The sequence below is a fragment of the Stenotrophomonas maltophilia group sp. SKK55 genome, from assembly GCF_057179845.1.
Genome location: NZ_JBXUHP010000059.1, coordinates 171,582 through 198,177, shown reverse-complemented (window position 1 = coordinate 198,177; position 26,596 = coordinate 171,582). Strand labels below are relative to the sequence as shown.

Annotated in this window: 26 protein-coding genes; 15 read left to right on the top strand and 11 right to left on the bottom strand. The window is 68.5% G+C overall.

What is annotated here, in order from left to right:
- Window positions 1-32 precede the first annotated feature (32 nt).
- From AC2A1N_RS18955 to AC2A1N_RS18935, 5 genes are all read left to right on the top strand, one after another.
- Window positions 33-1,994, top strand: coding sequence for an FUSC family protein (locus tag AC2A1N_RS18955; protein WP_242893608.1), 1,962 nt, complete (start codon window positions 33-35; stop codon window positions 1,992-1,994).
- A 4-nt stretch (window positions 1,995-1,998) separates the two neighbouring features.
- The gene (locus AC2A1N_RS18950) at window positions 1,999-2,208 is read left to right on the top strand and encodes a DUF1656 domain-containing protein (protein WP_154350967.1); all 210 of its coding nucleotides are present in this window, start codon (window positions 1,999-2,001) and stop codon (window positions 2,206-2,208) included.
- A gap of 1 nt (window position 2,209) precedes the next feature.
- Window positions 2,210-3,094: an HlyD family secretion protein gene (locus AC2A1N_RS18945; RefSeq protein ID WP_484373149.1), complete on the top strand. Its 885-nt coding sequence runs from the start codon at window positions 2,210-2,212 to the stop codon at window positions 3,092-3,094.
- Window positions 3,091-4,527, top strand: a complete 1,437-nt coding sequence (locus AC2A1N_RS18940) for an efflux transporter outer membrane subunit (protein ID WP_242893614.1) — start codon at window positions 3,091-3,093, stop codon at window positions 4,525-4,527. The genes AC2A1N_RS18945 and AC2A1N_RS18940 overlap by 4 nt, the downstream gene beginning before the upstream one ends.
- 134 nt (window positions 4,528-4,661) lie before the next feature.
- Window positions 4,662-5,009: an RcnB family protein gene (locus AC2A1N_RS18935; protein ID WP_021204235.1), complete on the top strand. Its 348-nt coding sequence runs from the start codon at window positions 4,662-4,664 to the stop codon at window positions 5,007-5,009.
- Window positions 5,010-5,059: 50 nt separating this feature from the next.
- Here the strand turns inward: AC2A1N_RS18935 and AC2A1N_RS18930 are convergent, their stop codons facing one another.
- Window positions 5,060-5,377 (bottom strand): hypothetical protein, encoded by a 318-nt coding sequence (locus AC2A1N_RS18930; protein ID WP_061479987.1) that lies wholly within the window; start codon window positions 5,375-5,377, stop codon window positions 5,060-5,062.
- A gap of 483 nt (window positions 5,378-5,860) precedes the next feature.
- Between AC2A1N_RS18930 and AC2A1N_RS18925 the strand changes: the two genes are divergently transcribed.
- The 4 genes from AC2A1N_RS18925 (at window position 5,861) to AC2A1N_RS18910 (ending at window position 8,210) form a co-directional block, all read left to right on the top strand.
- Window positions 5,861-6,493 carry a YbbD-related protein gene (locus tag AC2A1N_RS18925; RefSeq protein WP_242893617.1) on the top strand — a complete coding sequence of 211 codons (633 nt, stop codon included), beginning with the start codon at window positions 5,861-5,863 and terminating at the stop codon, window positions 6,491-6,493.
- A gap of 35 nt (window positions 6,494-6,528) precedes the next feature.
- A complete protein-coding gene (locus AC2A1N_RS18920) occupies window positions 6,529-7,059 on the top strand; it encodes a Cif family virulence factor (protein ID WP_061479989.1) in 531 nt (176 codons plus the stop codon).
- A gap of 49 nt (window positions 7,060-7,108) precedes the next feature.
- Window positions 7,109-7,735: a hypothetical protein gene (locus AC2A1N_RS18915; RefSeq protein ID WP_061479990.1), complete on the top strand. Its 627-nt coding sequence runs from the start codon at window positions 7,109-7,111 to the stop codon at window positions 7,733-7,735.
- Window positions 7,736-7,817: 82 nt separating this feature from the next.
- A complete protein-coding gene (locus AC2A1N_RS18910) occupies window positions 7,818-8,210 on the top strand; it encodes a diacylglycerol kinase (RefSeq protein WP_242893620.1) in 393 nt (130 codons plus the stop codon).
- Window positions 8,211-8,261: 51 nt separating this feature from the next.
- Here the strand turns inward: AC2A1N_RS18910 and AC2A1N_RS18905 are convergent, their stop codons facing one another.
- Window positions 8,262-9,185: a M14 family metallopeptidase gene (locus AC2A1N_RS18905; RefSeq protein ID WP_242893624.1), complete on the bottom strand. Its 924-nt coding sequence runs from the start codon at window positions 9,183-9,185 to the stop codon at window positions 8,262-8,264.
- 146 nt (window positions 9,186-9,331) lie between these two features.
- Between AC2A1N_RS18905 and AC2A1N_RS18900 the strand changes: the two genes are divergently transcribed.
- Genes AC2A1N_RS18900 through AC2A1N_RS18885 form a run of 4 tightly spaced genes read left to right on the top strand, consistent with a single transcriptional unit; the run spans window position 9,332 to window position 13,253 of the window.
- A complete protein-coding gene (locus AC2A1N_RS18900; protein WP_242893627.1) occupies window positions 9,332-9,985 on the top strand; it encodes a DUF3348 family protein in 654 nt (217 codons plus the stop codon).
- A 10-nt stretch (window positions 9,986-9,995) separates the two neighbouring features.
- A complete protein-coding gene (locus AC2A1N_RS18895; RefSeq protein WP_242893630.1) occupies window positions 9,996-12,260 on the top strand; it encodes a DUF802 domain-containing protein in 2,265 nt (754 codons plus the stop codon).
- Window positions 12,257-12,895, top strand: coding sequence for an OmpA family protein (locus AC2A1N_RS18890; RefSeq protein WP_061479995.1), 639 nt, complete (start codon window positions 12,257-12,259; stop codon window positions 12,893-12,895). Before AC2A1N_RS18895 ends, AC2A1N_RS18890 begins: the two co-directional genes overlap by 4 nt.
- Window positions 12,819-13,253, top strand: coding sequence for a DUF2894 domain-containing protein (locus AC2A1N_RS18885; RefSeq protein WP_429001061.1), 435 nt, complete (start codon window positions 12,819-12,821; stop codon window positions 13,251-13,253). The genes AC2A1N_RS18890 and AC2A1N_RS18885 overlap by 77 nt, the downstream gene beginning before the upstream one ends.
- Before the next feature lie 149 nt (window positions 13,254-13,402).
- Here AC2A1N_RS18885 and AC2A1N_RS18880 read toward each other — a convergent pair whose 3' ends face one another.
- From AC2A1N_RS18880 to AC2A1N_RS18840, 9 genes are all read right to left on the bottom strand, one after another.
- Entirely contained in the window at window positions 13,403-14,161 is a 759-nt protein-coding gene (locus tag AC2A1N_RS18880; protein WP_242893632.1) for a 2,3-dihydro-2,3-dihydroxybenzoate dehydrogenase, read from the bottom strand.
- On the bottom strand, window positions 14,152-18,042 hold the full coding sequence (locus AC2A1N_RS18875; protein WP_242893634.1) for an enterobactin synthase subunit F: 3,891 nt from the start codon (window positions 18,040-18,042) through the stop codon (window positions 14,152-14,154). The genes AC2A1N_RS18880 and AC2A1N_RS18875 overlap by 10 nt, the downstream gene beginning before the upstream one ends.
- Entirely contained in the window at window positions 18,039-18,296 is a 258-nt protein-coding gene (locus AC2A1N_RS18870; RefSeq protein WP_019659922.1) for a phosphopantetheine-binding protein, read from the bottom strand. The genes AC2A1N_RS18875 and AC2A1N_RS18870 overlap by 4 nt, the downstream gene beginning before the upstream one ends.
- The gene (locus tag AC2A1N_RS18865; RefSeq protein ID WP_484373143.1) at window positions 18,296-18,928 is read right to left on the bottom strand and encodes an isochorismatase family protein; all 633 of its coding nucleotides are present in this window, start codon (window positions 18,926-18,928) and stop codon (window positions 18,296-18,298) included. The genes AC2A1N_RS18870 and AC2A1N_RS18865 overlap by 1 nt, the downstream gene beginning before the upstream one ends.
- The gene (locus tag AC2A1N_RS18860; RefSeq protein ID WP_242893636.1) at window positions 18,928-20,580 is read right to left on the bottom strand and encodes a (2,3-dihydroxybenzoyl)adenylate synthase; all 1,653 of its coding nucleotides are present in this window, start codon (window positions 20,578-20,580) and stop codon (window positions 18,928-18,930) included. Before AC2A1N_RS18860 ends, AC2A1N_RS18865 begins: the two co-directional genes overlap by 1 nt.
- Window positions 20,577-21,770: an isochorismate synthase gene (locus AC2A1N_RS18855; protein ID WP_242893638.1), complete on the bottom strand. Its 1,194-nt coding sequence runs from the start codon at window positions 21,768-21,770 to the stop codon at window positions 20,577-20,579. The genes AC2A1N_RS18860 and AC2A1N_RS18855 overlap by 4 nt, the downstream gene beginning before the upstream one ends.
- The gene (locus AC2A1N_RS18850; RefSeq protein ID WP_242893640.1) at window positions 21,767-22,963 is read right to left on the bottom strand and encodes an MFS transporter; all 1,197 of its coding nucleotides are present in this window, start codon (window positions 22,961-22,963) and stop codon (window positions 21,767-21,769) included. The genes AC2A1N_RS18855 and AC2A1N_RS18850 overlap by 4 nt, the downstream gene beginning before the upstream one ends.
- Before the next feature lie 154 nt (window positions 22,964-23,117).
- Window positions 23,118-23,429 (bottom strand): DUF3817 domain-containing protein, encoded by a 312-nt coding sequence (locus AC2A1N_RS18845; RefSeq protein WP_242893664.1) that lies wholly within the window; start codon window positions 23,427-23,429, stop codon window positions 23,118-23,120.
- 125 nt (window positions 23,430-23,554) lie between these two features.
- A complete protein-coding gene (locus AC2A1N_RS18840; RefSeq protein ID WP_061480006.1) occupies window positions 23,555-24,490 on the bottom strand; it encodes a TIGR03571 family LLM class oxidoreductase in 936 nt (311 codons plus the stop codon).
- 66 nt (window positions 24,491-24,556) lie between these two features.
- Between AC2A1N_RS18840 and AC2A1N_RS18835 the strand changes: the two genes are divergently transcribed.
- Together AC2A1N_RS18835 and AC2A1N_RS18830 are read left to right on the top strand one after the other, a co-directional pair.
- Window positions 24,557-25,006: a GNAT family N-acetyltransferase gene (locus AC2A1N_RS18835; RefSeq protein ID WP_061480007.1), complete on the top strand. Its 450-nt coding sequence runs from the start codon at window positions 24,557-24,559 to the stop codon at window positions 25,004-25,006.
- Between the two features lie 96 nt (window positions 25,007-25,102).
- Window positions 25,103-26,596 (top strand): thioredoxin family protein (locus tag AC2A1N_RS18830; RefSeq protein ID WP_484373139.1); only part of this gene is annotated, 1,494 nt, incomplete at its 3' end.

The following is a 26,596-nucleotide window of genomic DNA, read 5'->3' as shown; positions in this document are numbered from 1 at the left end:
CGCCAGTGCGGCCGATCACTAGCATGAGCCGCATGCACTCCCCCACCCCTGCCCGTCCGCGCGTGTTCCAGGCATTCGCCAGGTTGAAAAGCCCTACCCTCAGGACCGATCAGGAGGCGGTGCTGTTCTCGCTCAAATGCCTGCTCGCAGCGTCGCTCGGGCTGTATGTCTCTCTAAGGATCGGTCTGAATCGCCCGTTCTGGGTGATCGGCACGGTCTATCTGGTGTCGCAGCCCCTGTCCGGGGCGACCCTCAGCCGCGGCCTGTTCCGCCTGCTGGGTACCGTGGGCGGGGCCGTCGCCACCGTCGTGCTGGTGCCACGTTTCGCCAATGCTCCCCTGGTGCTGAGCGCCGCGCTCGCCACGTGGATGGCGCTGTGCCTGTATCTGGCGATGCTCGACCGCACGCCACGTGCCTATGCGTTCCTGCTGGCCGGCTATACCACCAGCCTGATCGGGTTTCCGGCGGTGATGGTGCCGGCAGACGTGTTCACCATCGCCATCACACGGGTGCAGGAAATCGCCATCGGCATCCTGGCCGCCACGCTGGTCCATGGGCTGGTGCTGCCGCGCCGGGTTTCGTCGCGCGTGCACGCACGGGTTGCTGCCGTGCTGGATGATGCGGAACGATGGACACGGGACATGCGCGCCGGTGCATCGGACACGGTACTGGCGACGGACCGCTCGAAAGTGGCCGCCGACCTGCTCGAGCTGCATGTGCTGTCGATCCACCTGCCCTTCGACAGCGCCCACGGCGTGGCCCAGGTGCAGATCCTGCGTGCCGTGCATGACCGGATGCTGGACGTCCTGCTGCTGTCCAGCGCGGTGGAAGATTCCATCGCACGGCTGCGCTCATCACAGGCCAGCGCCATGGATTCGCCTGGCTGGCGCGAGCTGATGCAGACCGGCCTCGCCGCGCAACAGGCCGAGCTCGACCTGGCCCACGCCGACTGCCGCGTGCTGCAGGCACAACTGCACATTGCCCGCCCCGACTGGCGCCGGCATGTACCTGCCCGCCTTGCGCGACATGTGCAGGGTGCGGTACTTCACCGGGATCATCGGCTTGCCCTGCGCAGCGCGCTGGGCGCGTTCGTCGGCATCCTGCTGAGCTGCGTTCTGTGGATCGTTACCGGCTGGTCGGAGGGCGCCACGGCGGTGTCCATCGTCGGCACGGCGTGCGTGCTGTTCGGCACGATCGAAGCGCCTGCGCCGCATGTCATGCGCTACCTGGTGGGATCGTGCATCGGCGTGGCCGTCGGCCTGCTCTACGGTCTGCTGATCTTCCCCGCGTTGCCCGATATCACCGGCCTGATTGCCGCGCTCGCGCCGGTGCTGCTGCTGTGCGGATCGTTCCTGGCCCGGCCGCCCTTCATCATGGCCGCCCTGGGCGTGGTACTGACCTTCCCGATCATCGCAGGCCTGGGCGCGACCAATTCGTTCAACATCGTCGGCGCACTCAACAACAGCGTTGCGTTGTTCGTCGGTACGACGGTGGCACTGTGCAGCATGCAGCTGTTCCAGACCGCCGATGCGGGCCGCAACCGCGCTCGGCTGGAGCGTTCGATCCGCCGGGACATCGCACGACACGCCGCCGGACAAGGTGATGTGACACGCGCCTGGCTCAGCCGCATGCTGGATCGAATCGGGCTGCTCGCTCCCAGGCTGCAGGGCCGTTCCAGTGCGGGACGCGACCTGCGGGCATTGTTTGCGGAGGTTCGTGCGGCACGTGCATCCAGCCAACTCCGCGCACTGGGCAGGCGCCTGGACGATCCGCGCACCCAGTCGCTTCACGCCGCGCTGGTCGAGCGCATCGCCGCACATTTCAGGATGCGCACTCGCGCGCCAAGCAGTGGCGACATCCATCTTCTGAAACTGCTGGACCGCATGCGCGAGGCTGCGGCGGCCAGCAGCGGGGCTGATCGGGAGCAACTGTCGCACCTGCTCTGCGGGTTGCGCCGCGACCTTCTCGTATCTCCGCTCACTCATCGGCGCTGAGCTCATGCTTCCTGATCTTTCGATTGATGGCGTGCTGATTCCCGGCCTGCTTGCGGTGGCCGTCGCCGCGCTGGCGCTGTCGATAGTGGCCTCGCGCCTGCTCGCCAGCCTCGGCCTGTACCGGCTGTTTGCCGCGTGGCCACTGGTGGGCCTGTCCCTGTTCGTGATCCTGGCGGAGCTGATGATCCGGCTCGCGCCCCTGTTCGAGAAATGAGATGACACACACGCTTGCTGTCATCGGGCGCTGGAGCGCAACCCTGGTGGTGTTCGCAATTGCCGTCGTCGCTGCACTGGCCATCTGGCATCGCTACGAAACACGCCCGTGGACGCGCGATGGACGGGTGCGCGCCGACGTGGTGCGCGTCGCATCAGACATGGGGGGGCTGGTCACCCAGGTGCTGGTGCACGATAACCAGCGGGTGAGCGCCGGACAGCTGCTGCTGGTGCTGGACCAGCCGCGCTTCGCTGCCGCACTTGAGAAGGCCGACGCAGCGGCCAGCAGCGCACGCGCCACGCTGGCGCTGGCCCGCCGCGAATCGACGCGGGACAACGCACTGGGCAACCTGGTCGCTTCGGAAACCCGCGAACGCAATGCCGCCAAGGTCGATACCGAGCTGGCCGCCCTGGCGCAGGCGCGGGCCGAACAGCGCGTTGCCCGGCTCAATGTGCAACGCACCGAGGTGCGCGCGACCACCGATGGCATCGTCACCAACCTGGACCTGCACGCGGGCGACTACCTGCAGCCGGGGGCACAGGCGCTGGCGCTGATCGACACCCGCAGCCTGCGCATCGAGGGCTATTTCGAGGAAACCAAGCTGGGCTGCATCACCGAGGGCGATGCCGCGGTGGCCCGGCTGATGGGCGACGACCACGACGTGCGCGGGCACGTGGATACCATCGCCGCCGGCATTGCCGACGATCAGCGCTCAAGCACGCACAACCTGCTGCCCGCCGTGGCGCCGACCTATACCTGGGTGAGGCTGGCACAGCGCATTCCGGTACGCATCCGTATCGATGATGCGCCGCCGGATACCCGCCTGATCGTCGGTCGCACTGCGAGTGTGACCATCACGCCCTCGGCACAGGGAACCTGCAAGTGAGCCTGCAAACACTACGCGGTGGGCTGCTTGCCCTGCTGCTGCCGATGACGGCCTGCGTCTCCGGCCCCGACTATCACCTGCCTGCGAATGCCGTCGCTGCCTCCACACACGCGGCGCAGGCGTTCGTCTCGGGCCGGGAGGCATCGTTCAGCCACGACGCGCCACCGGATCGGTGGTGGGAACTGTATGGCGACACCCAGCTTGACGGCTACGTGCGCGAAGCACTGGCGGCCAACACCGACCTGCGCGCCGCTGATGCCAATCTTCGGCGCGCCAGCGCTACCGTGCTGGAGTACCGCGCGCGCGGTGCCGTGCAGGCCGAGGTGGATGCATCGGGCACGCTCACCCATGCCGGTGGTTACACCCAGGCGTCGGCCGCGCCGCAGTCCTATGCGCTGGGCCTTCACCTCTCCTATCCACTGGATCTTGCAGGCGGCATCCGCCGCGGCATCGAAGCCGCCAACGCGGACGCGGAGGCTGTCGCTGCAGCACGGGACCAGGTCCGCGTGGTCGTCGCTGCGGCCGTCACCCGTGCCTATCTCCAGATCTGCACAAGCAATCACACGCTCGCTGCGACCCGGCAGGTGCTGGCGATACAGCGCGCCACGCTGGAGGCAACCCGTCGCCTGGCCGCGGGCGGGCGCGGAACGGACTTCGATGTCAGCCGTGCCGGAGCCGCGGTCAACCGCAGCGCGGCGGGGATACCGCACCTGCTGGCGAAGCGCCAGGCCGCACTGTTCGAACTGGCCGCACTGATGGGCAGGGTGCCGGCAGACTATCCGAGGGAGGCGGAAGCGTGCCCGCGCCCCCCGGAGCTGGGGCAGGCGCTGCCGGTCGGTGAGGGCTGGCAGCTGCTCCAGCGGCGCCCCGACATACGTGCCGCGGAGCGTAGCCTTGCCGCGGCCACAGCGATGATCGGCGTAGAGACTGCGGAACTTTATCCGCGGGTCACCCTGGGCGCTTCCCTGGGCACGGCGGGCATGCGACGGCAGCTGCTTTCCGCCGACAGTTTCGGGGCGAGCGTCGGGCCGCTGCTGTCATGGCACTGGCCCAACCGCCGCGTGGCCAAGGCCCGCATCGCAGCGGCCGGTGCCAATGCAGATACCGCTCTTGCTTCCTTTGACGGCGCGGTGCTGCAGGCACTGCGCCAGACCGAGACTGCGCTTTCTGCCTGCACGCAGGAGCTCGAACGCGAGCACAGCCTGGCACAGGCGCGTGGGGACGCAGCGCGGGCCGCGGGGCAGGCGCAGCAGCTCTACCGTTTCGGCAGGATCGATTTTCTCGATGTGCTTTCGACCCAAGCCGCACTGGCAGATGCGGAGTCCGCATTGGCCGCATCGCGCGCGGACCGGGTCGATCGCCAGATGGATCTGTTCCTGTCACTGGGCGGTGGTTGGGGCGCAACGGATCCGGCCCGGGACGGGACCCGTTGATCCGTTCCGGGGCGGCGACTGCACGTCACGCCGTGTGTTCAGGAAAGTGCCGCGCACACCCGTATTCATTCACGCTGCCTGCCCTATATTCCCGCCACAGCGCCGCATGCCGCGGCCATGACGAAGGCATCTCCATGAAGACCACACGTTTGCTTGCCATCGCCTTGACCACCGCCACCGCGTTGGCTGCGGCCCCCGCCTTCGCCGATCCGCCGCACCACGCCCGCGGCAACGGCCCGCCGCCGCATGCAGGCGGCCCGCACAACCGCGATGCGCCGCCGCCGGGCTGGCAGAAGAAGGCCTGGCGTCGTGGCGACCGCCTGCCCTGGGCCGAAGTGGACCGCCGCTACTGGGTAGACGACTACGCGCGCTATGACCTGCGCAATCCGGGTCGCGGCCAGCGCTGGGTGCGCCAGTCCGACACCGAGTACCTGTTGGTGGAGATCGCGACCGGCTTGATCATCGACGCGCTGCATCGCTGAGACCTCCTGCGGTGTCCCTCCGCGCGGCAGCACGCCACGTGGAGGGATACTCACGACCGGGGCTGTGACGGTCGGCGGCGCTTACGCCCCCGACGCTGCACCTGCCTCCGCGGCCGCCCGGCATGCATGCCCTCCCGCAGTGCGATATGCCCGCACATCAGCGCTGTGGCAAACAGCCCCATCGCCACCAGCAGTTCGAATCCCCGATCACCGAAGAGCAGGCGAATGGAGACCTCCAGTGAGCACAGCCTGCCACAGCGCAGGCCCTGCTCGTTGAAGCCATGGACGAGCACCAGTACGCCCATCAGCCCGCACAACGCCATCAGGGCCAGGCTTGCAATGAAGATGAAAGGTCGATGGATACGCATGCGCTCTTCGCGGTCTTCTAGGGTGACGTCAAGCGCGACGTTGCGAGCACGCGATCGGAGGCATCCAGTTCCACCGACCACGCCTCGGTATCCAGGCCCAGCCGGTTCTCATACCACCATCGCTGCGCACAGCGGCCACTGCATCCACGGCTGGCATAGCGGGTAAAGGGAAGACCGGCATGCTCCACCACGTCAGGTTGCCCCAGCGCCCGGAGTACTTCGGCCTTGCCCGCCCCCGGCCGAACCGAGGCAAGCGCGCGGGAATGCCACGCCGAGACTGCCGAGCAACCGGCAACGTATGCCACGAACAAACCGGCAAGCCCCAATATCAGTGTCCTCATTGACAGATCCCCTCCTGCGCCGCGCGCCCGCGCATCATCCTCACAGACCTTCCTCAACGTCAAACCGGCCTGTTGCGGCGCCCAGCATCCGTGATAGCGTGCGCCGACGGATGATTCAGGATGAACACAAGGACGCCCGTCGATGGCAGGCAAGAGGCGGAAGGACAGGATCGCGCAGGAGATCGGCCTGTTGGAGAAGCAGTGCGCGCGCAAGGCGCAGGGCCATGCAGAACCCTACGACCGGCCGTACGACCGGGGCTGGGAGAGCGGCTCAAGCGCTTGCCGCCGGAAGAAGTGGGTAGGCTGCTTGCCGCAGAGGATGACGAGGATGACCAGCCCCGTCGCATTGGCCAGGCGCGCCATTGCCTTGACGTTCTGTAGCGCGCTATGCGCCTGCGGTATGGTGATGGACAGTTCGTTCGACACCCAGCAGCAGGCCATCGACGCCGACATGGTGAACAAGGGGTGGATTCCCGATTGGGTGCCCCACGAGGCGACCGACCTGCGCGAGGTGCACGACCTCGACTCGAACACCAGCGCGCTGGCCTTCACCAAACCCCCTGCGGTATCACTGCAGCTGCCTGCGGATTGCCAGGCAACGACATTCACTAGCAGCGATCCTGTTGCGTTCGATCGATACTGGTGGCCGGGCGACGGGACGCTCAAGTCGTCGTACCGCGTCTTTCGCTGCGCGCCGGAATCCGGAAAATCAGTCTTCGTCTCCATCAACAGGACCGAAGACCACGTGCTCTTCTGGCGAACCTACGCGCGGTGATGCGCCAGCGCCACCCCTATTCCTCCCCAGGCCCCATGATGCCCAACGCACGTGCACGCTTCGCCGCCCTCGTCCTTCTGCTCCCAGCGTGGCTGCCGGTCTTCGCTGCGCAGAACGCCCCTGCAGACGTCAAGGCCATCGAACAGGTGGTCGAATCGTTCCGCACCTCGCTGATCAACAAGGACAAGCCGACCTACATGAGCCTGTTCTTCTCTGACAAGCCGGAGGATATCGGCTGGCAGTTCGTTTCCGAGGACGCGCGCCTGCAGGACATCCGCAAGGCCAAGCCCGATGCGATCAAGGCGCGGCAGATCCCCGCCAACAACTTCATCGCGCTGATCGACGGGGCCGTGGCCTCGCCCAGGCCGAAGGAGGAGAAGTTCTCCAACACGAAGATCGAGACGGACGGCGATGTGGCCTCGGTAGCGTTTGACTACAGCTTTCACGACGATGGGGTGAAGACCAACTGGGGCAAGGAAATGTGGCAGCTGGTCCGGACCGAACAGGGCTGGAAGATCTTCTCGGTGATCTATTCGATCCGCGATTCACGCAGCCCGGCCGATTGAGCGATCTGTCAGACTGGCGCACACCTTTCGTCCATGCCCGCCAGACCCGATGACCCGCATTGCCGACCTCAGCGCCGACCAGCTCGCGCACCATGCCCTCAACATCTTCATCGCCCAGGGCCGTCACGTCGAAGGTGCGCGGGTGATCTACCGGGCGCTGCAGCTGGACCCGCATCATCCCGGTGCCCTGCGCTGCCTGAGCGATTTCCTGGCCCACGAGGGCACCGAGCCCTTCGCGGCGGCCACGCTGGAGCACGCCCTGTCCGGCGCCGTTCCATTGAATGACGATGCGCGCCGGATGCTGGATGACCTGCGTTTCCTCGACATCTGGTCCTGGGGATTCTCGCGGCACGTCTCTGGCGAAGCCAACCTCAACGGTGATGCCTTCCAGCGGCGCGAGGACTTCGTCTTCGATGGGCCGGCCTATGCGGCCTTCCTCAACACGGTCACCGAGCCGGCCGGTTCATTGCAGGGCGCCTTCCAGGCCGCAGTCCGCATCTGCGGGCTGATGTCCGGCCTGCTGCGCCATGCGGAGAAGGACAATCCGGCGTTCGATGACGTGCTGCGATCCTCCGCCTTCGTCGAGACCGAGGCGTACCCGGCATGGTTGGCCTCGCCGACGGATGAGCTGGACGCCCTCGACCAGGCCATCCAGGCGCAGCGCCAAGGCGGCTGAAGGAAAATCCAACGCGCGTCCGACGCGTTCCCGACGCCCGCCTGCACATCCTGTCGTGAGGTCAATTCATGGCAGGACCGGCATGCAGCCACTTCACCCCAGGGACAGCGGCAAGTACCCGCACGGCAAGACCGGGCTTCGCCGTATCTTCCATACGCTGATCCATTCGCGCGATGGCTTCATTGCCACCTTCCGTGGCGAAGCAGCCTTCCGGCAGCTGTTGCTGCTGCATGCACTGCTGATCGCCACCGGGTTCCTGCTGGACATCAGCAGGGTCGAACGCGCCGTGGTGCTGGCGGCCTGCTTCATCAGCCTGCTGGTGGAACTGCTCAACTCGGCCATCGAAGCGGTGGTCGACCGCATCTCGCTTGACCACCACCCACTATCCAAGAACGCCAAGGACATGGGCAGCGCCGCACAGACCACCGCGCTGCTGATGGTCGGTACGGTGTGGGGCGTGATCCTGCTGGGCTAGCGCACGCCCGACCCGCCGGGCAGGGCCCCGGCGCTACCTCGTGTTGATGCGCTACTGCGCCGACAGGGCGAAATCCAGGCCGGCGCACACCGCCGCCACCTGGGCGTCGTTGCATTCCTGCGGGTTGGTGCGCGGGCTGTCCGGGTAGACCTCGGTGGTGGTGGCAAAGCGTGCGTCGGTGAAGCCGGCGCAGGCGCCGATCGAACGCGACTCGCCCCAGACCACGCCCGGCGACTGCAGCGGCAGGCCGACCAGGTTGCCGTCGGCATCTGCCGGGGCGATGTGGGTGATGGGGGCCACGGCGGCAATCAGGGCCTTCTGGAACTCGGCCTGCGGGTCTTCGCTGTTGCCAATCACATAGAAGCCATCGGGAATCGTGTCGCGCTCGAACGGCTTGCCGTCGCGGGCGCAACGCGCCGGATCGAATTCGTGCAGGTCGCTGTCGGTGGTTTCGTGCAGGTCCAGATGCACCAGCAGGTTCGGCTTGCGCTCGGCCACCCAGCGCATCAGGGCTGCCGCTTCCTCGATCTGGCCGCCGTCACGGAAGCTGCGGTTCGGATCGATCGCACCCGGGTTCCAGCGCTGGATGCGCTCGTAGCCCCACGGGCTGACGCACGGCGCCACGATCAGGTTCAGCCGGCCCAGGTAACGCTCGGCCTGCTTTTCCAGGAACTGCAGGGCGCCGTGCACGCCGCTGGTTTCGTAGCCATGTACGCCGCCGGTAATCAGCGCGGTCGGCAGCGCCGGGTTCCAGTCGTGGTTGACCACCGCGAACAGCGGGTAATGGTCCGGTGCATAGTCCAGCTGGCCGTACTGGATCACGTCGAAAACGCTGTCGTCCAGGCGCTCGAGGGCGGCCACCACGTCATCGTGGTAGCTGCGCTGGCGCTGCTGGCGGGCCCGCCACTGTGCGCGTTCCACGTCGCCCCAGGGCTGTCCGGGGGTGCCGATCGGGTAGAACTGCGCAACAGTCATGGGGGTACTCCAGGGGTCGAACGGGGGGATGCAGCCGGACATTCTAAGCCTTGTCGCGCCTGCGGGTACCGCCACCCAGGCCCCGCCTTCATCCAGCCGGGGTCATCTGGCTGTAAAATCAGCGGTTTTTGGCCCCTCACCCCTTGATGGCGAACGCAGCGCAGCCGGTCCTGGGTGGACCGGAGTTCCTCCGCCTGCTCGCCCGTCTCAGCGACGGCGCGATGCCGGCCAGCAGTCCCGTCCTGACCGATCGCCTCGGCCAGTGGGTGGACTGGAGCCGTGCCGTGGCCCTGTCCGGCGCGTTGGGCGGACGCCTGCCCGAGCCCGGCGAAGCTGCCGAGGCGGCCGAGGATGTACTGGCCGACTGCGCCCAGGCCCATGCCAGCCTGCTGGCCTCGATCCGCGAGGACGCCGAGGCCGAGCGCCTGCTGGACCTGGCCGAGGCCGCGGCCGCACCCGACTTCGCTTCACTGCGCCAGCGCTACCGGGTGCTGCAGCAGGCCATCCAGACCGCCACCGGGCGCCTGCGCGGCCGCCTGCGAGACCAGCTGGTGCAGGTCTCGCCGGAGCTGGCGCGCCTGGCCGAGGTTGATGCGGTGATGGAACAGACCCTCACCCCGCGCGAGCACAGCCTGCTGACCACCGCGCCTGCGGTGCTCGGCGCCCGTTTTGAACGCGTGCATGGCCAGCCCGGCTGGCGCGCGGCCTTCCGCCATGACATGCGCACGCTGCTGCTCGCCGAGCTGCAGCTGCGCTTCCACCCGATCGAAGGGCTGCAAGATGCCCTGCGCTCCCACTGACCGGAACACCATGTCCAGAACTGCTCTCCATGTCGTTGTTTTCCTTGTCGGCCTGCTGGCCGTGTGCTGGATCGGCATTGGCTACGTTTCGGTGCATCCGCTGGGTGCAGCGGTGGCGGCAATCATCGCGGCCTGCTACATCACCGGCGGCGTGGAGCTGTACCGTTACCGCCAGGCCAGCAACGGCCTGCGCGCCGCACTGAACGACCTGTCCAGCGCGAAGGAAAGCCTCGCCCCCTGGCTGGAGCGCGTGCCGGTGGGCCTGCGCAACGCCGTGCGCCTGCGCGTGGAAGGCGAGCGCACTGCCCTGCCCGCGCCGGTGCTGACCCCGTACCTGGTCGGCCTGCTGGTGTTGCTGGGCATGCTCGGCACCCTGCTGGGCATGATGGATACCCTGCGCGGCACCGGACTGGCCCTGCAGAGCGCGACCGACATGACCGCGATCCGCGGCTCGCTGGCCTCGCCGGTGCAGGGCCTGGCGGTGGCCTTCGGTACCTCGATCGCCGGCGTGGCCAGCTCGGCGATGCTCGGCCTGTTGGCCGCGCTGCTGCGCCGCGACCGCCTGCAGGCCGTGCAGCAGCTGGACCGCGCCATTGCCGGCGACCTGCACCCGTATTCGCAGGCCTGGCAGCGCGCCGAATCGCTGCGCCTGCTGCAGGCACAGTCCGCCGCGCTGCCGGCGCTGGTCGACCGCCTGCAGGCGATGACCAGCACCTTTGAACAGCACAGTGCGGCCGCCAATGAGCGCCTGCTGGCAGGCCAGGCCGAGTTCCTGACGCAGAGCCAGGCGCTGCAGGAACGCCTGGCCCTGTCGCTGCAGCAGTCGCTGCGCGAAGGTGCCGAAGCCAGTGCCGCGGCCATCGGTGGCGCGCTGCAGCCGATGGCCGAGACCACCCTGGCCGGTCTGGCTCACCATGGCGAAGCGTTGCATGCCCGTGTCGAGCGGGCCGTGCAACAGCAGCTGGCGGGCCTGAGCGACGGATTCGAACGCAGCCGGGTCGCCACCGAAGCCAGCTGGGCCAAGGTGGTGAGTGAACAGTCCCAGGCGCAGCAGGCGCTGGTGAGTGATCTGCGCCAGCACCTGCAGGCCTTCAGCGATGGCCAGGGCACGCACGCCGAAGCACTCGTCGCGCGTATCGGCGAGCGCCTGCAGGCCGATGCCAACGGCAACGCCGAGGCCTGGCGCGCCGCCATCGAGCAGCAGCAGGCACTGAACAGCGCGCTGATCGAGCGCCAGCAGCAGGCGCTGCTGGCGGCCGGCCAGCAGCTGGACGAGCACGCGCAGGCACTGCTGCAGGCACTGGAACAGCGCCACGAGGCCAGCCAGTCGCTGCTGCAGGACCACGAACAGCAGCGCTCGCAGCAGTGGCAAGCCGCCCAGGCCGCCGCCGCGACTGCGCACGCCGAACTGCAGGCCAGCCTGGACAGCCGCGAGCAGCAGCGCCAAGCGCGCTGGGACGCGGTCAGCGCCGAGTTGCAGCAGGCCCACGCCGCCCTGCAGGCGCAACTGCAGGCCGGTGACGAACAGCGCCTGCAGCGCTGGAGCGATGCCCTGCAGCACGTTTCCACCGAGCTGGCCGAGCGCCTGCAGGCCAATGGCGAACGCCTGGCTGCACAGCAGCAACAGGTCTGCGACGCGCTGGCGGCCACCGCACAGCAGATCGGCGAGAACGGTCGCGCGCAGGCCAGTGCCACGCTGGCCGAAGTGTCCACCCTGCTGCAGACCGCGGCCGCCGCTCCGAAGGCTGCGGCCGACGTCATCAACGAGCTGCGCAGTACGCTGTCCGAGAGCCTGGTACGCGACAACGCAATGCTGGAAGAACGCGGCCGCCTGCTGGCCACCGTGCAGACGCTGCTCGATGCGGTCAACCATGCGTCGCACGAACAGCGCACCGCCGTAGACGCGCTGGTCGGTGGCTCGGCCGAGTTGCTGGAACGCGTCGGCAACCGCTTCACCGACCATATCGCTGCCGAGACCGGCAAGCTGGACGGCATTGCGGCAGCACTCACCGGCAGCGCGGATGACGTCGGCCAGCTGGCCGGCGCCTTCGGTGAAGCGGTCGCGCAGTTCGGCGCCGCCGCCACCGCGCTGTCCGGCCGCCTGGAACAGATCGGTGGCGCCCTGGATGCCTCGCTGGCCCGTAGCGATGAGCAGCTGGCTTACTACGTGGCGCAGGCGCGTGAGGTGGTCGACCTCAGCCTGCTGTCGCAGAAACAGGTGATGGAAGAGCTGCAGCAGCTGGCCGCCCGCCGCGGCAAGGCCGGTAGCGCATGAGTGACGAGCTGGAGGTCGATGGCGGCTCGCACGCACCGATCTGGGCCGCCTTCGGCGACCTGATGTCGGTGCTGCTGGGTGCGTTCGTGCTGATACTGGTGGGTGTGGTCGCGGTGCAGCTGGAGCTGTCGCAGCGGCTGGAGCAGGAAGTGAAGCAGCGCCAGGCCGAGGCCAAGCGCCTGCAGACCCTGGAACAGGCGCTGGCTGGCCCGCTGGCTGCCGGTCGCGTGACGCTGGTCGACGGCCGCATCGGCATCAGCGGCAGCGTGCTGTTCGCGCTGAACTCGGACCAGCTGCAGCCGGAAGGCCAGGAGCTGCTGCGCAGTCTGGCCGCACCGCTGGCCGCCTATCTGGGCAGCCGCGAAGAGATCCTGATGGTCAGCGGCTTCACCGATGATGCGCCGGTGCGCGAAGGCAACCGCCGCTTCGCCGACAACTGGGAGCTGTCCGCGCAGCGCTCGCTGACCGTGACCCGTACCCTGATTGCCGACGGCGTACCCGCAGATGCCGTGTTCGCCGCCGCGTTCGGCAGCGAGCAGCCGGTCAGTTCCAACGCCAATGAGGAAGGCCGCGCGCGCAACCGTCGCGTGGAGATCGCCCCGATTCCCAAGCCCAAGGCCCCGGATGCCAAGTAAGCCGCCCGCGCTGGAAGGCCTGCGCGCATTGGTGCGTGACCTCAATGCGGGGTCGCGCTCGCTGCCGCATTACCCGCAGGTGCCGATGCTGCAGCAGGTGCGGCGCGAATGGTCGGAGCTGCGCAGCGAACTGCAGGTGCGCCGCTCGCTGCGCGCCGAGGCCCCGGCCGATGGCGGCCCACTGAACTCGGCGGTGCTGGTGCAACGCATGCTCGACATGATGCAGGCCACCAGCCCCGGCTACCTGCGCCACTTCATCGACTATGTGGACACGTTGTCCTGGCTGCAGGCGCTGCAGGACAGCGCCGCCAGCGGCGGTGATACCACAAAGCCAAAGCGTACGCGCAAGCCGCGCTGAACACTGAATGGTAGTGCCGGTCGCCGGCCGGCAGCTACGCATCTCCGCGTCGGTTCGTGCGGTTGCCGGCCAGCGGCCGGCACTACCGGGGGCTATGGACTACCGGCCAGCGGCCGGCACTACCGTTGCCGGGCAGCGGCGGTCGGGGCTCAGGCGCGCAGAGTGGCGCCGCCGTCGACATACAGATCGCTCATCGCTACGTGCCCGGCCTGCTCGGAGAGCAGGAACATCGCCGCGTTTGCGATGTCCTCGGGGGCGGCCAGCTTGCGCAGCGGAATGCCGGCCTTGTAGGTCTCCAGGTTGCCGGCGATCACCCGCTCGGCGCCGTGCTCGTCCTGCCACATGCCGGTCTGCATCGGGGTCAGCGTCGAGCCCGGGGCGACGATGTTGCAGCGGATGCCCAACGGCCCCAGCTCCAGCCCGAGGCAGCGTGTGAACATCGTGGCGGCGGCCTTGGATGCCGCATAGGCGGCCATGCCATGCCTCGGCACACCGGCCGCATTCGAGCTGACGGTAACCATCGCGCCCTGCCCGCGCGGAGACATCACCCGCGCCAGGGCGCGCCCGACATGGAACACCCCGTCGGTGTTCACCGCGAACACCCGGCGCCAGTCGTCATCGCCGGTCTCGGTCACGCCGCCCACATGCAGCACACCGGCCACGCTGGCGCCCAGCATGATCGGCCCGATGCTGGACTCGACCTGATCCACCAAGCCGTCCACGGCGGCACTGTCGGTCACGTCGAGTGCGAAGGTATGCACACGCACATCTGCCGTAACAGGCGCCTCGCGATCGGTCGCCACCACGGTGCAACCGGCCTCGGCCAGTAACCGTACCAGTGCCTCGCCGATGCCGCCGGCAGCGCCGGTCACCAGTGCCACGCGGCCTTCAAAGCCGGTCAACTGCATGCTGCGATCTCCTGTTGCTCGTCCCATTGGCGCAACCGCGCCGACAACCACGGCGCCAGCTGCGCCACCGCATCGCGGCCAGTCAGTTCTGCATGCAGGAACGGCAGTTCCAACGACTGCACCCTGCGCGCGTGTGTCCGCCACAACGCCGACTGCAACTGTGGCCGCGCCTGGTGATCCCGGCCGGCACGCACATGCACCAGCGTGCCATCGAACGGCCGGTGGATATGTTCACGGATCAGTCGATTGGCGCCGGTCACGGCGCGCACCACGCCATCCAGCACGACATCCGGCAGGCTACCCAGCGCACTGCCACCACGACGCAGGAACGCGAGAATGCGCTCCCGGCTGTCCAGTTCCGGATGCGCATCCGGGTCATGCCCGGCAATCGCCAGCAGTGCCCGCAATGCGGTGATGGCATCGGGTTCCGGCTCGGCCCGCCAGCACTCGCTGGGATAGGCGTCCAGCAGTACCAGTTCGCCGACCTCGCGGCCGATCTCATGCAGGCGCACCGCCATCGCCTGCGCGAGGATGCCCCCCACCGACCAGCCCAGCAGGTGCACCGGCCCCTTTGGCTGCAGTGCGACCACGCGCTGTACGTAGTCGCTGGCCATCGCCTCGATACTGCTCGGCAGCGGCAGCCGTGCGTCCAGTGCAGGCGACTGCAGGCCGTACACCGGGCGTGCCGGCTGCATTGCCCGGGCCAGGGTGCGGTAGTTCCAGGCGATGCCGCCGGCCGGGTGCAGCACGAACAGCGGCGATGTCCCGGCCGCTTCGGCCGCGGCCAGCGCGATCACCGGCCCCAGCGCGTGATCGGCCAGCGCGGGTGGCTCGGCAATGCGAACCGCCAGCGCGGCCACGGTGGGCTGGGCAAACAAGGACCCCAGACCGAGATCGCAGCGCCAGCGCTGTTCGATCGCCAGCAGCAGGTGCACCGCCGACAGCGAGTCACCGCCGAGACTGAAGAAATCCGCATCCACCGCCACCGGCGCTTCTCGCCCGAGTGCCTGGGCAAACAGCGACGCCAGCTCCTGTTCCAACGGCGTGCGCGGCGCCAATCCGGCGACCTCATTCTGTGGTGGTTTCGGCAACGCGTTGCGGTCGAGCTTGCCGTTGGCGGTCACCGGCCAGTGGTCCACGCCGACAAACGCCGAGGGCACCATGTAGTCCGGCACGCGCGTGGCCAGATGGCTGCGCAGCATCACGGCGTCGGCAAGCGCAGTCGGCACATACGCCACCAGACGCGCGTCGCCGGGCGCATCCTGGCGCAGCAGCACTTCCACCCGCTCCATGCCCGGCAGTTCGCGCAAAGCCGCCTCGATCTCACCCAACTCGATGCGCAGGCCGCGCAGTTTCACCTGATGGTCGCTGCGGCCCAGGTACTCCACCGCGCCATCGCTGCGCCAGCGCGCTATGTCGCCGGTGCGGTAGATGCGCTCGCCCGCCAGGAAAGGATCGGCAAGGAAGCGTTCGGCAGTCAGGTCCTCGCGACCGAGATAGCCGCGCGCCAGCTGCACGCCGCCCAGATAAAGGTCACCGGCCACACCGACCGGCACCGGCTGCATCCGCGCGTCCAGCACGTAAAGTCGGGTATTCCAGACCGGGAAGCCGATCGGTACCGGCCGCGATCGATCCTGCGCCAACGCCGGCCAGTAGCTGACGTCCACCGCGGCTTCGGTCGGGCCATACAGGTTGTGCAGCTCGGCGTGCATGCGCGCGTGGAAGCGGTCGCGCAACGCGGCGTCCAGCGCCTCGCCACTGGTGAATACCCGGCGCAGCTGCAGCCCTTCCGAAGCGGGCGCAGCGAGGAAAGCGTCGAGCATCGACGGCACGAAATGCGCCGTGGTGATGCCATGCCCGCGGATCAAGCGCGCCAGTTCGGTGGGATCACGATGCGCGTCCGGCCCGGCGACCACCAGGGTGGCCCCGCACAGCAACGGCAGGAAGAACTCCCAGACCGAGACATCGAAGGTCGCCGGGGTCTTCTGCAGCACGCGGTCGTCGGCACGGATGCCGTAGTGCTCGCGCATCCACAGCAAGCGATTGACGATCGCGCGATGTTCGACGACCACGCCCTTGGGCTCGCCGGTCGAACCGGAGGTGTAGATCACATAGGCCGCATCGCTGGGCGCCGGATCCGCCCAGGGCGCAGCGAAGCTCAGCGCGGCCCACTGCTCCGGCGCGAGCACCGGTACGCCGGCCGTGCGCGCCGAAATCTCCGCCGCAGCCAGAACGCACACCGGCTGCGCCGAGGCGAAGATGCGCGCCAGCCGCTCGTCGGGATGGGCAAGGTCCAACGGAAGATAGGCCGCGCCTGCACGCAGCACCGCGACCAGCGCGATCACCAGCTCCAGCGAGCGCGGCAATGCTACCGCCACCACGCTGCCCGGGCCGACATCCATTGCCCGCAGCTGTGCCGCCAGCGCGAAACTGCGCGCTTCCAGCGTCGCGTAATCCAGCGTCGCATCGCCGAACACCAGCGCAGGCGTGTGCGGGTCCCGATCCATGCCCTGCTGCAGCAATTCAACCAAGGTGGTCTCAGGAAGCGCGTGCGCGGTGGCGTTGAAACCCTGCAGCAGCTGCTGCGCCTCCGCGGGCGTCGCCAGGGGCACGGCGGCGATATCGTCAGCCTGCAGCGCCGCCGACACGAAATGCAGCAGCCTCACCGCGTGCGCCTCGACATCCTCGCGACTGTACAGCGCGGGATTGGCCTCGATCTCCAGATCCAGCAGGTGCTGGCCATCGCCACGGAAACCCAGCGCCAGATCATCCACCGGCCCGGTGCACAGCACCTCCAGCGCCGCCTGCACGCCAGTCAGCGCCAGCGGCCTGTAGAACGGCTGCACATTCACCAGCGGGCCGTGCAGGCGCTGCTGCGTGCCGACCAGGCCCAGGTCCCGGCGCAGCTGCTCGCCCCGGTAGCGGCCGTGCCTGCGGCCTTGACTGAGCTGGCGACCCAGGCCCCGGGCAAAGGCCTCGACGCTGCCCTCGCCGGCCGCCACGCGCAGCGGCAACACATTCATCACCATCGCCGGCACCCGCGCCGACGCGTTGCCCAACCGCCCCATGTAGGGCACGCCCAGCACCACTTCATCGGCGCCACTCATCCGCCGCAGGTACTCGGCCGCCAGCGCGACCAGCACATCCGGCCAAGGCTGCAGCCAACGCACCGAAGCCTGCAGCAACAGCTCACGGAAGGCCGCATCGAGCGGCTGCACCCAGCGCAGCGCGTCGTCACTGGCCGCGAGCGTGCCGGCCAGGCCTGCGCCTGCCGGTGCACCCTGCATGTGCTCACGCCACCACTGCCCGGCCTGCACGCGGCGCGGATCGGCACGGTAGGCGGCATCATCGGCCAGCACGCCCGCCAGCCCCGGCAGTGACTCACCGGTACGACCGGCATGCAACGCGCACACCCGATCAGTGAACAGCGCCATGCCGTAGCCATCGGCCGCAAGATGATGCACGCGCAGGTACCAGACCCAGCGCAGGCCCCCCAGATCGAACAGTACCTGCTGGCTGATCCGGTCCCTGGTGGGATCGACCGGGCTCAGCCGGTCGGCGTGCATCAGGTTGCGTGCCGCAGCGGCGGGATCCGCCTCGGTAGAAACATCGCGCACCGAAAGCAACGGCACGTGTGCCGTGTCATGCCACTGCAGCGGCTGGCCATCGGCACCTTCGGCAAAGCGCAATGCGAAAGCCTCAGCCTCGCGCGCAGCCTGGTCTGCGGCTGCGACGAACGCGGCCACGTCCAGCGGGCCGTCGATCCATACCGCGTGCGCGGTATTGAATGACGGATTGTCCGGTGCCAGCCGCTGTGCGAACCACAGCCCCGCCTGGGCCTCGGTCAACGCCACCGGCGTGGCCAGCGCTGCGGCGTTCATGCGTTCTGCGCGGCCTGCAGTTGTTGCACCACACCCCACCACTGGCGCAGCGTGGTGTGCTCGGCCAACTGCGAGAACTCCAGCGGAAGGCCAGTGTTGCCCCAGGCCAGGACCAGGCCGAGCATGCGCATCGAGTCCAGGTCCAGGTCGATCAGGTTGTCGTCGTCCCCGATCTCGGCTGGCGTGCACTCCAGCACGCGCGCCACGTCGGCACGCATCCGCTCCAGATCCAGCGCCTCACCCATGGCAGCCATCACAGCACCTCCAGCAGCTGATCGGTGGTCATCGGCACACCACAGGTGCGCGCGATCCAGTGCAGCGCCTGATCGTGATCGGCGCGCGAGAAGTCCGCCACCGCATCGGCGGCGATGAAGGCCTCGATGTCACGCTGGAAGGCCTCGACGACGGTCGCGGTACAGCCGATATGGGCGTACACGCCGGTCACCAGCAGCTGGTCACGCCCACGTACCCGCATCAGCGTCTCCAGGTTGCTGCGCTGGAAGGCGCTATAGCGATGCTTGACCAGCACATGCTCGCCCGGCTGCGGCGCCAGCGCCTCGATGATCGGCTCATGATCGGCGCTGCGACGCATGCCCGGTCCCCACAGGTCGGCCTGCAGGCCACGATCACGCCGGTCCTGGTCGCCATGCTGGGCGGTGTAGAACACCGGAATGCCCTGCGCGCGGCAGTGCGCCAGCAGGCGTGCGATGTTGTCCACGGCAGGCCGCAGCGGTGCATTGCCGGCGTTGAATGCGGCCAGGAAATAACGCTGCATGTCGTGCACCAGCAGCGCGACACGATCGCGCTGCGGGCGCCACGGGCCACGCGCCTGCGGTAGTTCGGCGGCGGTCGGCAAGGGGTAATCAGTGATACGGGGCAGCGCCATCAGCGCGTTCCTCCTGTCTGTTGCAGATGACGCGCACGCAGTTGCGCGCGCAGTTCGCGGCGGCTGATCTTGCCGACCGCGGTGGTATCGAAACTGTCGACGAACACGACCTGATCGGGCACCTTGAACGCCGCCAGGCCACGACCGCGCATCCAGGACTTCAGCGCCGGCGCCTTGAACGGTTCGCCCTGCGGAATCACGAAGGCGCAGCTGCGCTCGCCCAGGTACTCGTCGGGAATTGAGACCACGGCCGCATCGAACACGCCGGGATGTGCCAGCAAGTGGTCCTCGATCTCTTCAGCAGAGATTTTCTCGCCTGCCCGGTTGATGTGGTCACCCGCACGCCCCTGTACCACCAGGTAGCCCCCGGGCAGCTGCTGCACGCGGTCACCGGTACGGTAGAAGCCGTCGTCGGTGAACGAGCGCGCATTGGCCACCGCATCGTTGTGGTAGCCACGGATGGTGTACGGGCCACGGGTGAGTAGATGCCCCACCTCGCCCTCGGCCACCGGCTGGTCATGGTCATCGACCACGCGCACTTCATCATCCGGACTGATCGGCCGCCCCTGGCAGGCCACGATCAGTTCTTCCGGATCGTCCAGGCGGGTGTAGTTCACCAGCCCTTCGGCCATGCCGAATACCTGCTGCAAGGTACAGCCGAGGCCGTCGATCACCCGCCGCGCGGCTTCCGGCACCAGCTTGGCACCGCCCACCTGCAGTACCTGCAGGCTCGACAGGTCATGCTTGCTGGTGGCGGCGGCCTGCGCCCACAGCAGCGCCAGCGGCGGCACCAGGCCGCAGCAGGTCACCTTTTCGCGGGCGATCAGCGGGAATGCGGCGTCCGGCCCGGGGCCGGGGCTGAGCACCACGCGGGCGCCGGCGTACAACGCGCCGAAGAAGCCGGGCGAGCTCATCGGGAAATTGTGCGCGGCCGGCAGCGCGACCAGGTAGACGCTGTCGCGGTCTATGCCGCAGAGGTCATTGCTGGCGCGGAACGAGTAGATGTAGTCGTCGTGGGTACGCGGAATCAGCTTGGACAGCCCGGTGCTGCCTCCGGAAATCTGCAGGAACGCCACCGATTGCGGGTCCGGATCGACCGGCAGCTGGCTGCGATCGCCCTGCAGCGCCTCCAGCGCGATGAACTCCGCCGCATCGCCTTCGATCACCACATGGCGCACTGCCGGGGCCTCGGCCTGTAGTGCCCGCGCCAGCCCGCGATGATCGAAGCCATCGTGCAGTGCCGTGGTGATGTAGGCACTGGCTTCGGCCTTGTTGGCGAAGTGCGCCAGCTCGGTGATGCGGTGCGCCGGCAGCGCGTACACCGGCACCAGGCCGGCCCGGAACAGGCCGCAGACCGTGGTGATGAAGCCTGCGGTGTTGCCCAGCTGCACCAGCACCCGTTCGCCAGGCTGCAGGCCCAGCGCCAGCAGGCCGGCGCCGATGCGTCCGGCCTCGTGCCACAGCTGCGCATAGCTCAGGCGCACGTCGCCGGCGACCACCGCGATGTCATCGGCATAGCGTTCTGCACGTTCGCGCAGGAACGCCGGAAAGGTCTCGCCACGCCAATGACCGGCCTCGCGATAGCGCGCGATCAGGTCATCCGGCCACACCTGCTGCAGTGGCAGGCGGGAAGCGTCAGTGGAGGCAGTCATGCGGCAGGCTCGATCGCAGGCGCGGATTCATGGACACCCAGCGCGTTCAACAGGGCAGCGAACTTCGCTGCGGTCTCGGCCACCTCGGCCTCGGGCTGCGAGTCGGCAACGATGCCAGCGCCGGCGAACAGGCGCAGCTGCGTGCCCTGCAGGCGCGCGCAGCGGATCGCCACGTACCAGTCGCCGTCACCCTGCGCGTCCAACCAACCCACGGCGCCGGCATAGAAGCCACGCGGTACAGGTTCCAGCTCGCGGATGCGCTGCAGCGCCGCCAACCGCGGCGTACCGCAGACCGCCGGCGTGGGATGCAGCTGCGCCAGCAGCGCGGCCGCCGATGTCTGCGGATCCTTCAGGGTGGCATGGATGCGGGTACCCAGATGCCACATGCTGGCGGTGGCATGCAGCGCCGGCCGCGGCTGTGCATCGATGTGGCTGCAGTACGGTGCCAGGCCCTCGACGATGGCTTCGACCACGTGGCGGTGCTCGTCGTGGTCCTTGGTCGAGGCCAGCAGCGCCTGCGCCGCACGCTCGTCCTCGGCGGCATCGGCGCTGCGCCGCGCGGAACCGGCCAGCGGATGCGACAACAGCTCGGCGCCGCGCTTGCGCAGCAGCAGTTCCGGCGTCGCGCCCACCAGCCAGGCGGGTGCCTGCCCCGGCGCCACCGGCAACGGCACCGCGTAGGTCGCCACCGAAGGATCCGCGCCCAGGCGTGCCAGCAGCACCTCGGGGGAAAGTGACTGCCGCGTGCGTGCCAGCAGGCTGCGCGCCAGCACCACCTTCTGCAGGTCCAGTCCGGGCGCGCGCAGTACCTGCACCGCAGCCGCCACCGACGCCGCGTATGCCTCGGGCGCGGGCTCGGCCTGCAGGGCACCCTCCAGCGCCGGCGCGGCCTGCGGCGGCAACGGCAGGGCTGGCAGCAGGCGCTCGGGCTGGTACAACGCGTCGTCCGCACGCGGTTCGAACGGCACCGCCCCCACCAGCAGGCCCGGGCCGCCACGCTGCTGGGCAAAGAACGCCGCAACGCGCTCTGCCAACGTCGCCAGCGCACCGGCCGGCAGCGTGGCGCGGCAACCGCGTGCGTGCACGTGCTGGCCAGCGTGCTGCAGCAGGAACAGCGACGCGTCGTCGCTGCTCTCCTGCGGCGCGGGCGCGGCCTCCGGCCACGCACCCTGCATCAGGGAATCGTTCATGGGGTCTCCTTCATCCGATGCGCTGCAGCCAGCGCGCACAGCAACAGCAGCAACGCGCCGACCAACAGGTATGGCAGGCTGGGCCCGCCGCGATACAACAGCGTGCCGAGCATCGGCCCGGCCACCATGCCCAGGCCCTGCGCTGCCGCGACGGTGCCTGCTGCGGCACCCTGCTCGTGCGCTTCCACCGCGTCGGCGGCCAGCGCCTGGAACGAGGGGAATACAAAACCCATGCCGAACGCTGCCAGCGCATACGCCGCCGGCAACTGCCAGCCCTGCTGCACGCCCGCCACCGAAGCAAAGCCAATGCCAGAAATCAGCGCGCCGAGGACGATCCAGCGGCGTGGATGGACCTCCAGCTTCATCACCAGTGCCTGCGCCAGGATCAGGCCGACGCCAACGGCGGTGAGTGCAATGCCGGCCATGCGTGCGCCCGCAGCCGCATCCAGGCCCAGGCGATCAATCGCGAAGAAGCCGACCGTGACCTGCGCGATGGTCACCGAGACCATCGCGATGAACGCCGCCAGCTGCGGCAGGCGCAGGCGCGGGTCGAGGCGACTCATCGGCGTGCGGCGTTGTGAGGACGCACCCACCACGGGCGGCGTGGCCGGCAGCCGCCAGGCCAGCAATGCCAGTGCCAGCAACGGCAGCAACGCGGCCACGTACAGCGCCAGCGAAAGGTTGGTATAGGCAAGCCAGCCGGCAGCGGCGGGGCCGAGCACCATGCCCAGCGCATTGGCGCTGCCCAGGCGGGCGAGGAATTTCGCACGTTGGCCGGTCGGTGCCTTGTCGGCGATCAGTGCCGCTGCGGTAGGCGGCACCGCCGCGTAGAACAGGCCGATCAGGCCGCGCGCACCGACCAGCACCAGCACTGACACCAGTACCGGCGGCACTGCCTGCAGGGCCACGTCGATGAACACCGCCAGCGCGATGTAGACCACGGTGTAGGCACTCATCGCCAGCATCAGCACACGCTTGCGGCCGATGCGGTCGCTGAGCTGGCCCCAGGGGCGCGCGGCCAGCATCCACAACACGCCCGCGGCGGTGACCGACAGTCCGGCATGCCACTCGGACAAGCCGAGCATGCGGACCACCGGACCGATCACCGCGACGAAGGACATCATCGCCATGGTGCCGATCAGGGCAGCCAACACCAGCGTCGGCAAGCCGGGAACGACGGGACGTGCGTGCATGAAACACCAGCCGTAACAGGGAAGGATTGGCCGGACGCGCCTGCGCGCCCCGCCCGGCATCCGCCCCGCTCAGGACCGGACGCCATCCTCAAATGATAACGGCTCGTATTTGCGTTTGATACCCATTCTCTTGAATGGGCATGCAACAGTCGGTTCAGCGCATCGGACGCAGGCCCAGCAGGCCACGGCGCTTGAACCACCATTCCAGCGGCAACGTCACCAGCGGTGGGATCGCCGCCAACAGGGCCAGTGCACTGGCCCACCACGGCCAGCGCAGGCGCACAGCCGCAAACAGGGTGACTGCCACATAGGCCAGGAAGGCCACGCCGTGCAGCGGCCCGAACAGCTTCACCAGCGCCACGTTGGCCATTGGGCCGTACTTCATCCACATGCCGATGAGCAGGCCGGCCCAGGTCACAGCCTCGATGAAAGCGACCGCGGCGAACAGACGTCCGGTCGGGTGCATGGGGGAAGGTTGGGTCACGTGGGGCTCCGGCATCGGGGTATCAAATGCGAATGATACGCAGATGCGAACCCCATGTAGAGTCGAGCCGTGCTCGACTGCTGGAGCGTGTCCACCAAGGTAGACACCTACCCGAGCATATGCGGCAGAACCTGCTCCCCGATCTCACGCAGCACCGCGTCCATCGGCCGCCCGTTGTCGACCAGATTGAACATCACATGCGCCACGCCCTGCGCATGCACGCGCAGCAGGTAGTCAAGCAGGCCATCGCGGCCGACCTTCAGGCCCAGCGGCAGCGACTCGGCTGGCGCCTGCGGATCGGCCTGCAGGTCCAGCAGCATCGACTGCACGAACGGCTTGCCTGGCCCACCGCGCTGCATCAGCGCCTGTTGCCACAGACCGATGCGCCCTTCCTGCGCGGCTTCCTCGCGATGATAGGTGGCCCAGCCCTCGGCCTCACGCGCGATCCACTGCAGGCTCTGCCGCGCGGTACCCACCACCAGCATCGGAATGCGCGCCGCCGGCGCCGGCAGCACGTCGAAGCCACCCGTGGCCTGCAGTACGGCGCTCCGCTCATCGGCCGCCGGTGACAGCGCCGCGCGCAGCAGCGACCAGCGCTCACGGAAGGTCGCCGCCCTGCCCTCCAGATCCTCGCCGAACGCAGCGAATTCTTCCGGGCGATCACCCGAACCCAGCCCCAGCACGAAGCGTCCGTCGCTGATCCGGTCCAGGCTCAGGGCCGACTTCGCCACCTGCAGCGGCTGGCGCAATGGCAGCACGATGGCCGCGCTGCCGATCACGATGCGCTCGGTCGCAGCGGCCAGCATGCCCAGCCACAGGAACGGGTCATCCAGCGCGCTCGCTACCGCGTCCGGACCCTGCGGCACCATCAATGGCACATCACGCGTCCACAACGCGGCAAAGCCCAGGTCATCGGCCAGCCGTGCGATGCGCCTGGCGTCATGCGGATCGGCCAGCCCATGCGCGGCGACAGGCGTCATCAGGCCCAGGCTCAGCCCCTGTTGCGGAAACAACGCAGCGTAAGCGGGATTGAAATCACTCATGCCGGCAGCTTAGCGTGTAGTCATGCGGCGACGATGACGCGCCGCCCACTACCGGAAGAACACTGCATGCCGACGATTCGCCCTGCCCACGTCGATGACCTGCCCGCGATCAGCGCGGTGTGCCTGGCCGCGTTCACTGCGGCGGTCGCGCCTTCGCTCAGCGCAGCCGGCATCGCCACGTTCGGCAATGTCGCCGCCGCCGATGCGTTCGGTGAACGCCTCGGCGGCGACAACCATATCCTGGTGGCCGAGCAGGACGGCCGTATCGTCGGCGTGGTCGAGCTGAAGGAAGGCCGCCACCTGGCGATGCTGTTCGTCGATCCCGCCTGCCAAGGACAGGGCATCGGCCATGCACTGTTCGAGGCGGTGCTGCCGCAGGTACGCGAGCCGGTCCTGACCGTGCGCGCCTCGCTCAATGCTGTGCCGACCTATCTGCGCTATGGCTTCGTGGTTGACGGTGAGGCCGGCGAGTTCAACGGACTGGTCTACCAGCAGATGGTGCGGGCGGCCGCCTGAAGGCAGCGGGTGTCATGCCCAGCTGCCCAGCCGATATAAGCAAACTGAATCAGCACACTCCCCGGCCATTCCTACAATGGACTGTCCCCCTTCGAGATGCCGCCGATGCGCGTCGCGCTTTCCGTGTTGCTGCTGGCGTCGGCGCTGAGCGCCTGCACCCCGGCCCCGGTTTCCACCGCCAACTCCGCCGAGGCACCTGCGCCGGCCAAGGGAATCGCGTGGCGCCAGGGCGACGTCGATGATGCCTTCGCCGAAGCCGCCGACAGCGGCAAGCCGGTGCTGCTGTACTGGGGCGCGGTCTGGTGCCCGCCGTGCAACCAGCTCAAGGCGGGCCTGTTCAAGGACCCGGCCTTCATCGCGCTGACCGGCAAATTCGTTCCTGTCTATCTGGATGGCGACGAGGAAGGTGCGCAGGCCTGGGGCGAACGCTTCGGGGTGCGCGGCTACCCGACCCTGATCGTACTGGACCCACAGCGCAACGAAATCACCCGCGTGGCCGGTGGCAACGACGCCGCCGAACTGACCCGGGCGTTGACCGTCGCCGCCGGGCGCCGCAGTGCAATCGCTGCCACCCTGGCTATTGCCCTGGCCACGCCGGAGAAGTTGGCTGCCGAAGACTGGCAGGTGCTGGGCGACTACGGCTGGGAAGTCGACGCCAACCGCCTGGCCGGCGAGCGCAGGAGCCAGGATGTACTGCGGCAACTGTCCAAGGCGGCACCGGATGCCGCCCTGCAGCGCCGCTTCGCCCTGCTTGCCCTGGCAACCGCCGAAAAGCCCGATGCCTCGCCCACCGAAGTGCGCGAACTGCTGCAGGCGGTGCTGGCGCAACCGGCGGAAGTCCGCCGCAACCGTGAGTTGCTGGGCTATGCAGGCGCACAGCTGGTCACGCAGGCCAGTACTGGGCCGGCCACCCGCAACACGCTGGGCCAGCAGCTGCTGGTCGCGCTGGAACGCGCAGATGCCGAGCGCGGCGACCGCGCCGACGACGCATTGTCGCGGGCGCTGATCGAAGTATCGCTTGCCCGCCAGCAGCAGCCGAAGGGCGCACTGCCCCCGGCCCTGGTTGAGCGGGTCAAGCAGCGCGTGGCCGCTGCCGATGCCGCCGCCACCGATGCGCACGCGCGCCAGGCAACGATCAGCAGCGCGGCGTACGCATTGCGCCAGGTCGGTGACGACGCCGGTGCCGAGGCGTTGTTGCTGGCGGAGCTGAAGCGCAGCGAGCAGCCCTACTACTACATGCCCGAGCTGGCCGAACTGGCCGAGCAGCGCGGCGACACCGCCGGGGCGCTGGAGTGGTTGAAGCGTGCCTACGACGGTGCGCAGGGCCCGGCCACCCGCGTGCAATGGGGCGTGCTGTACGTGGAAGGGTTGCTGAAGCTGGCGCCGAACGACGCGCCGCGCATCGAGCAGGCCACCGCCTCGCTGATCGCCGAACTGGAGGCGCAGCCGTCGGGCTACCACCAGCGCACCCGCCAGCGCTTCGAACGCCTTGCCGGGCAGTTGAAAGCGTGGAGCGGCAAGCACCAGGGTGCGGAGACGCTGGCGCGACTGCAGCAGCGGATGCAGCAGGCGTGCGGTGAACAGGTGGAT